The organism is Candidatus Magnetominusculus dajiuhuensis (assembly GCF_046044395.1).
GTDB classification, from domain to species: Bacteria; Nitrospirota; Thermodesulfovibrionia; order Thermodesulfovibrionales; family Magnetobacteriaceae; genus Magnetominusculus; species Magnetominusculus dajiuhuensis.
Genome location: NZ_JBJUSG010000167.1, coordinates 1 through 6477, shown reverse-complemented (window position 1 = coordinate 6477; position 6477 = coordinate 1). Strand labels below are relative to the sequence as shown.

At 49.5% G+C, this 6477-nt stretch carries 8 protein-coding genes; all 8 read right to left on the bottom strand.

Annotated elements, in window-relative coordinates; genetic code table 11:
• Window positions 1-127: 127 nt before the first annotated feature.
• Entirely contained in the window at window positions 128-742 is a 615-nt protein-coding gene (rsmG, locus tag AB7D94_RS15910; protein WP_420266990.1) for a 16S rRNA (guanine(527)-N(7))-methyltransferase RsmG, read from the bottom strand.
• Window positions 726-2615, bottom strand: a complete 1890-nt coding sequence (mnmG, locus tag AB7D94_RS15905; RefSeq protein WP_420266989.1) for a tRNA uridine-5-carboxymethylaminomethyl(34) synthesis enzyme MnmG — start codon at window positions 2613-2615, stop codon at window positions 726-728. The genes rsmG and mnmG overlap by 17 nt, the downstream gene beginning before the upstream one ends.
• Window positions 2616-3101 (bottom strand): hypothetical protein, encoded by a 486-nt coding sequence (locus tag AB7D94_RS15900; RefSeq protein WP_420266988.1) that lies wholly within the window; start codon window positions 3099-3101, stop codon window positions 2616-2618.
• 18 nt (window positions 3102-3119) lie between these two features.
• Window positions 3120-3647 carry a hydrolase gene (locus AB7D94_RS15895; protein WP_420266987.1) on the bottom strand — a complete coding sequence of 176 codons (528 nt, stop codon included), beginning with the start codon at window positions 3645-3647 and terminating at the stop codon, window positions 3120-3122.
• 222 nt (window positions 3648-3869) lie between these two features.
• On the bottom strand, window positions 3870-4310 hold the full coding sequence (locus AB7D94_RS15890; RefSeq protein WP_420266986.1) for a hypothetical protein: 441 nt from the start codon (window positions 4308-4310) through the stop codon (window positions 3870-3872).
• A gap of 97 nt (window positions 4311-4407) precedes the next feature.
• Complete coding sequence (locus AB7D94_RS15885; protein WP_420266985.1) at window positions 4408-5037, bottom strand: putative metalloprotease CJM1_0395 family protein; 630 nt, start codon at window positions 5035-5037, stop codon at window positions 4408-4410.
• Between the two features lie 29 nt (window positions 5038-5066).
• Window positions 5067-5519: a flagellar assembly protein FliW gene (fliW, locus tag AB7D94_RS15880; RefSeq protein ID WP_420266984.1), complete on the bottom strand. Its 453-nt coding sequence runs from the start codon at window positions 5517-5519 to the stop codon at window positions 5067-5069.
• 298 nt (window positions 5520-5817) lie between these two features.
• Window positions 5818-6342, bottom strand: a complete 525-nt coding sequence (locus AB7D94_RS15875) for a hypothetical protein (RefSeq protein WP_420266982.1) — start codon at window positions 6340-6342, stop codon at window positions 5818-5820.
• Window positions 6343-6477 lie beyond the last annotated feature (135 nt).

Here is a 6477-nt window from a genome sequence, read left to right as displayed (position 1 = left end):
TTCTCTGTAAACACGCATTCTCACTATCATTTTACCTTCACCGAGAATTGCTGTATTGGGGCAATAAAGGGGACAGATTAGCGGGTGGACAGATAAAGCCTGTATCATTTTTTTACCGATTGTGGCATCAAGTTTTCACCATCGTCAGGAAGACCCTCTCAATGTCCGTAAATGGTATCGTAAATTCCGATACGTTAATGGCCGACATACCAGTGAGTTCTTTTTTATAATCCCTGCCCTTTCCAAGGCATATCAGGCCGCCGGGTTTGACCAGTGGGGATACCTGTTTTACGAACTCATCGGCTGTGAAGAGCGCCCTGACAACGGCGGCGTCATATAGCCCCCGCGGCCTAAACGACTCAAGCCGGTCTTCACAAACTATTACATCCTTACTAAGATTCAACTCATTGGCGATGTACCTGAGAAACACGGCCTTTTTGCCCTTAGGCTCAAGCAGGGTAAGCCTGAGCGACGGTCTCACTATCTTCATTGGAATCCCCGGAAATCCCGCCCCGCTCCCTACGTCTAATATCTCACAATCGCCGTCTCTCAGCGGAATCGTAAAGAGCACGGAGTCCAAAAAATGTTTCACCGCTATCCCCTCCTCATCTGTAACAGAGGTGAGATTGTGAACCTTTGTCCATTTTTGGAGCGCGGCGGCATACGTGGCAAACGCCCCAATTATCTCATCTGTGGGGTCTATGCCAAGGGCCGAAAGGCCCATCTTAAGAGTCAGATTCACCGGCCTGTTTTCTTTTATTCTTTTCGATTACTACCGTCAACAGCGAGACCGCCGCCGGTGTAACCCCCGGGATCCTTCCCGCCTGCCCTACCGTCTCAGGGCGTACCTCTTCCAGCTTGCCTAAGACCTCGCGTGACAGGCCGCTGATGGCCCGATAATCGAAATCAGGCGGGATTTGCTTGAATTCGAGTTTGTGAATCCTCGCAACGAGCCTCTCCTGCTGCTTTACATAACCCTCATACTTGATTTCGGTCTCAACATACTGCATGGCGTCAAGTGGCAGCGAATGGGACGGGTATAATTTCTCTAAATAGGCATATGTCACTTGGGGGCGTTTGAGCAGTTGCTCAAGCGTGGCCTTTTCCTCAATGGGGGTTGTGTTGAGGGCGATGAGCGTCTCATTTATCTCATCAGGGCGGGCATATTGCTGCTTAAGACGGATTAGTTCCCGCTCAATGAGGGCACGCTTACTGGTAAAACGCCCGTAGTCCTCTTCACTGACAAGCCCCACGCGCGCTCCAGCGTCCCTTAGTCTCATCTCCGCGTTGTCATTCCTGAGGAGCAGCCTGTACTCAGCCCTCGATGTAAACATCCTGTACGGCTCTTTTGTGCCGAGTGTGACAAGATCGTCTATCAGGACGCCGATATAGGCCTCGTGTCTTTGGAGTATCAGGGGGGGCTGTCCCGTAATCTTAAGGGCGGCGTTTATACCGGCCATAAGCCCCTGGGCGGCGGCCTCCTCATAGCCCGATGTGCCGTTTATCTGGCCGGCAAGGTAGAGGCCATCAATTGCCTTCGTCTCAAGTGTATGCCTAAGCTGTGTGGGATATACGCAGTCATACTCAATGGCATAGCCCGGACGCACGATTTCAGCCTCGTCAAGCCCCTCAATGCTGCGTACCATGCGTATCTGCACGTCAACGGGAAGGCTGGTTGGAATGCCGTTTGCGTAGTATTCCTTCGTGTGCAGGCCCTCCGGCTCAAGAAACACCTGATGGCGCGGCTTGTCAGAAAATCTGACCACCTTGTCCTCTATTGAAGGGCAGTAGCGCGCCCCTACGCCTTTTATTACGCCGCTATAGAGGGGCGAACGCGCCAACGACGACCGGATAATGTCATGTGTGGTCTCGTTGGTATAGGCAATGAAGCAAGGCATCTGGGGATTTTTTATCTGGGGCGTGGAAAAGGAAAAGGGTTCTGGCGGGTCGTCGCCCCATTGGGGGGTAGTCTTAGAGAAATCAATAGTCCTGGCGTCAATTCTCGGCGGGGTGCCAGTCTTTAGGCGTCCCATCTTAAATCCCAGCCGCAAGAGGCAACCCGAAAGCCCCACCGATGGAAACTCCCCAGCCCTGCCCGATGGGTAATTCGTAAGCCCAATGTGAATCAGCCCATTAAGGAACGTCCCCGTTGTGACAATTACCGCCCTCCCCTCATAGGTCTCACCTGAGGCGGTCAACACACCCATAATCTTATTATTATCAACAAGTAATTCCTCTATCGCGGCCTGTTTGATGTATAGGTTTGGGGTGCCGTCAAGGGCCTCTTTCATTGAAAATTTATATAATGAGCGGTCGGCCTGCGCCCTCATAGACCAAACGGCCGGCCCTTTAGAACGGTTGAGTACCCTGAACTGAATACCGGAGGCGTCAGTAGTCTTCGCCATTTGCCCGCCGAGGGCGTCAATTTCCCTGACCAGATGGCCCTTCGCAAGCCCCCCTATGGCGGGATTACACGAGAGCTGCGCGATGGTGTCCACGTTCATCGTAAACAGGCATGTCCTCAACCCCATACGGCCGCAGGCAAGGGCGGCCTCACACCCGGCGTGTCCTCCCCCGATCACTATTACGTCATAGGAGCCTGTGGGCAGCGGCACTTACTTTTTCTTCTTCTTTTTGCTGAAATCTACTTTCAGTATCTTATTGTCCGATTCGGTGGCCGCGGGGACATCTTCTTTATCTTCCGGGTCTCCCTCTTTCTCCGTGACAGGGACGGCCTCTGATAGCGACGCTGCGGAGTTTTGGACCTCCGCCGTGTATGTCGTAACAAACTGTGTCTGCAATTCGGGCGAATATACGGCTATGATATGCTCTACGGGGATAAGGCAGTCCTCTTGCTTCGTGCCAAAGACAAGCTTTGCCGCGATTAAACCATCAGCATCCCATGTGAAGTTCATCTTGGCGTTAAACACCAGCACCAGGCCGTTTTCCTTTTCGGTCTTGAGAAACCCCCTTGTGCCTACTTTCACGTCCTCCGAGTATCGGACTATCACAAAAACCCTGCCCATGACGTTTAGTAGCTCATAAAAAACCGTTTTCTTGAGTTCATTCAATTTTGACATCGCGTTGTTGTTATCGCTCACCTTTGTTTGTCCTCCGATTCATTTTATCCTGTTTGATATTATTTTAAATTCGTCTGTGCCAGCCCTGAAAAGTATCTGAAACAAAACAGTCTCAGCAGAGGTTATAACCGCCGCGCATTGGGCCATTTGCCTGAGTGCAATTGCCTTGTTGTCCGCAGTCCTTGATGACGTACAATCGCTTACCACATGGACTTCATACCCTGAGTCGAGCAAGTCAAGGCATGTCTGTAAGATACAAATATGCGCCTCTATGCCGCATAGGATTACCTTTTTTCTGCCGCATTCCCTGAGATTTCCCATAAAACCATCCTCAGCGCACGCGCTGAAGGCTGTCTTTTCGATGGGTTTATATTCAGGGAGGGCGTCTCTTATTTCCGCAACTGTACGGCCAAGCCCCTTTGGATACTGCTCTGTCAGGATTATTGGGATATGCAATAGTTTAGACAGCTCAATCACGTGCAGGGTATTTTTTATGAGCGTGTCCCTCTCCGGCATAACCGCGGCAAGCCGCTCCTGTATGTCCACTATCAAAATGACAGTATCCACTGCCGTTAACCTATGCCTGCTGACCATGAATTAATTTACTAGAATCGTTGGGAATAATACAAGGTTATTTTATTGCAATCATATGCTCATCCATCTTTTTTGTCACATATTGCATATAGGGGATAGTGGGGGGCAGGACACTATTGCGGTGCATATGTCAGTAAGGCGCGTAAACTCCCCATGTTGAGCCAGGAAATTCTTAATAATAATCGTTAATATGAGCTAAAACCCCAGCTCTGCCAGTGTGACCCTATTGTATTCGTATGAGGCATATTCCGTACCGGTTCTTAAATCAGCGATTTTTACAACCGGCGAGACTTCTGTTATGGCCTTTTGCGTACCAAGGTCCATCACATAGGCCTTTCTCTCCTTTATGCTCAGCTTCTTCCAAAGCTCGGTGTCTATCCTGATAGTCAGGACATTGTTTGTCTCCGAGTGTCCCTTTACAAATTGAGCCGATAGAAGGCCTTCGATTTGCTTTTTAGCCGCCACTATTTCTTCCTTGCTCGCGGTGATTTTTTGTGAACTAGCGGCGGGCTTGCCGAAACTCCCCGTAAAGAGCAATATTGAGTAGACCACAATCACGAGCGCTAAGATCAAAAGAGCGCTGAATTTCACTACATTCATACTGACAGGCTTAACTTGCGTATCTTCTTTTGCCATATCCCCTCCGTTTGTTTTGTAAGGCCGTTTGTTACATCTATTATATAACAGTTCTATTTTTAATGGAAAGATATTAATTTATTTTTTTTGCGGCAGACTAAGCGTAAATCGAGATATGGCCGACTGTTTCCATGTTTGCGCTGTAAATAGATTGCAACTGCTGAAACTTGACTGTATTATCTGACGGTGAGGCGGTTTTAGTCCGGGACGGAGTGACGTTAGAATGAGTCCCTGTTGAGTTTGCGGTTGCGTTTGAACCTGTTTGTTGCTGGGCTATTTGCTGTTGGGCCTGCGCCTCTATCTGGGATGCCTTTTGGGCAACGCTCTCGTCCTGAGGGGATGGGTCGGAAGGGGCAAGGGCAGAAGCCCTGACCTGTCTCATTTTTATTACTGTTTCCTCAGGGGTTTTTGCCTTTGAGACATCTATGGATACCTCTCCCCCGTTTATATATGATTTTCCATCAGGGCCTTTCGTATATGTGTATGTCGGCGCACTGGCATATTGCCCACCGACGGATTCGTGGGCCATTTCATGGGTTATCACATGCTGCTGGCGCTGTTTGAGCTTCTGGATTTCCTGCTGTGTCTGCGTGTCGTTTGCATCTCCAGAAGCCGATGGGGCGGCAGCCCCTGAGCCGGAGGCATTGCCATTTTGTGGCCCACCACCGGCTGTTGTATTGGTGGCAGGATACGAATTTGCCTGATACCCCACCGGACTAATCGCCATCACCCGCACCTCAGTTGGTCACATTACTTTTAGTGGGAACATCCACACCCACATGTCTTCGTCTCGGTTGGCGGCCGTTCTACGAGCGCCTTCATGGAGATGCTGTCGTCTGCTATAAACAAATGGGCTGCCCTCATGTTTGCTGAGTTTATTAATATTGGCGACTTCAAATTCGCAAACAACTGATTGTTTTCCACAACCAGGATGACAAACACCGCCATGTCTTCTATTCTCTTGCATTCAAGATATTCCTCGACGAAATCCTCCACTTTAAACCCGTAGTTATTAAACAATGAAAAAGGGTCGGATACAATAAAGGCCACATCAGGGTCATCCACTGACTGCAGCCACTGTATTGGATCCTTGTATGGCAGCAGACAAAAACGCGTCAGTTTTTTAAAACCTATGATGCCTCTTGGAAAACTAATAATCTTCCCATCATCTACTTCCACTTCGCCAAGCCTTGTTGTATTGATTTTCACGTTTCCCCCAATACATTTTCACGTTAACGGCGTTCAAACGCCTTGATATATTATACAATAATTATCATTAATATGTCATGTGGGAGGTCAAGGGCAAACGCATTTGAAAAATACAACAGGAATATCATTGACTGGATTCCAACTTTTGGAACTGAAGGCATAGGCAATTTTTGCTAACGCGTTTGCCTTGCCGCCGGATACCCTTTCCACGTAACGCAACGGCAAGGCTTAGTGCCCACTTTCCTACCTCGCAAGTATTCGGACGTACGTCCGAATACTTGCATACTTAAAAATGGGTTTATTTGGGACATGAAACCACATTGCCTGCCGCATCCTTGCATGTACCGGAGTGGGAAACTCCTGTGCTTTTGTTGTATGTGGTGTCACCCTGATAGGAAGAACCACTTGAAGATGTGGCAGATGTGGAGCGTTCACCGCTGACATTGCCGGAGGAGTCTTTGGTGGCGCTGCCTGAGGATGCGGCACTGCCCCTGCGGCCAGTCACGGCCATGCCGCTTCTATGGTTGATTGTGCCGTCGCTGCTGCGTGTGAACCTTCCCATGCGTGCGGCTTTAGTGCCCGAGGGGGTACTAACTGCCGCAGCGCTTCCTCCGGTTACATTGCCCTTACCGTCGGTTGCGAAACCCTTCATTGTGGCAGCCTTGCCATTTGCCCCCTTAATGCCACGAGCTGAACCGCCGCTGATACCGCCAGCCGCGTTCCTTTTGACTACATGGCCGCCTGCCTCTGCCCCGAAGGCAATTCCCATGCTTATCAAAGATATTGACGCCAAGACTACAATGTGTGCCGCAATTTTGCTCATACTATTACCTCCTTCGCGCTCTCTCAAGATATGCTATCGTACCATGTCATACCATCATAAATCAAGGCACACGCTAACCGCATGTCGTACCAAAGTAGAAATGTCCTATTCTTACCAAAATAGAAATGTCCTATT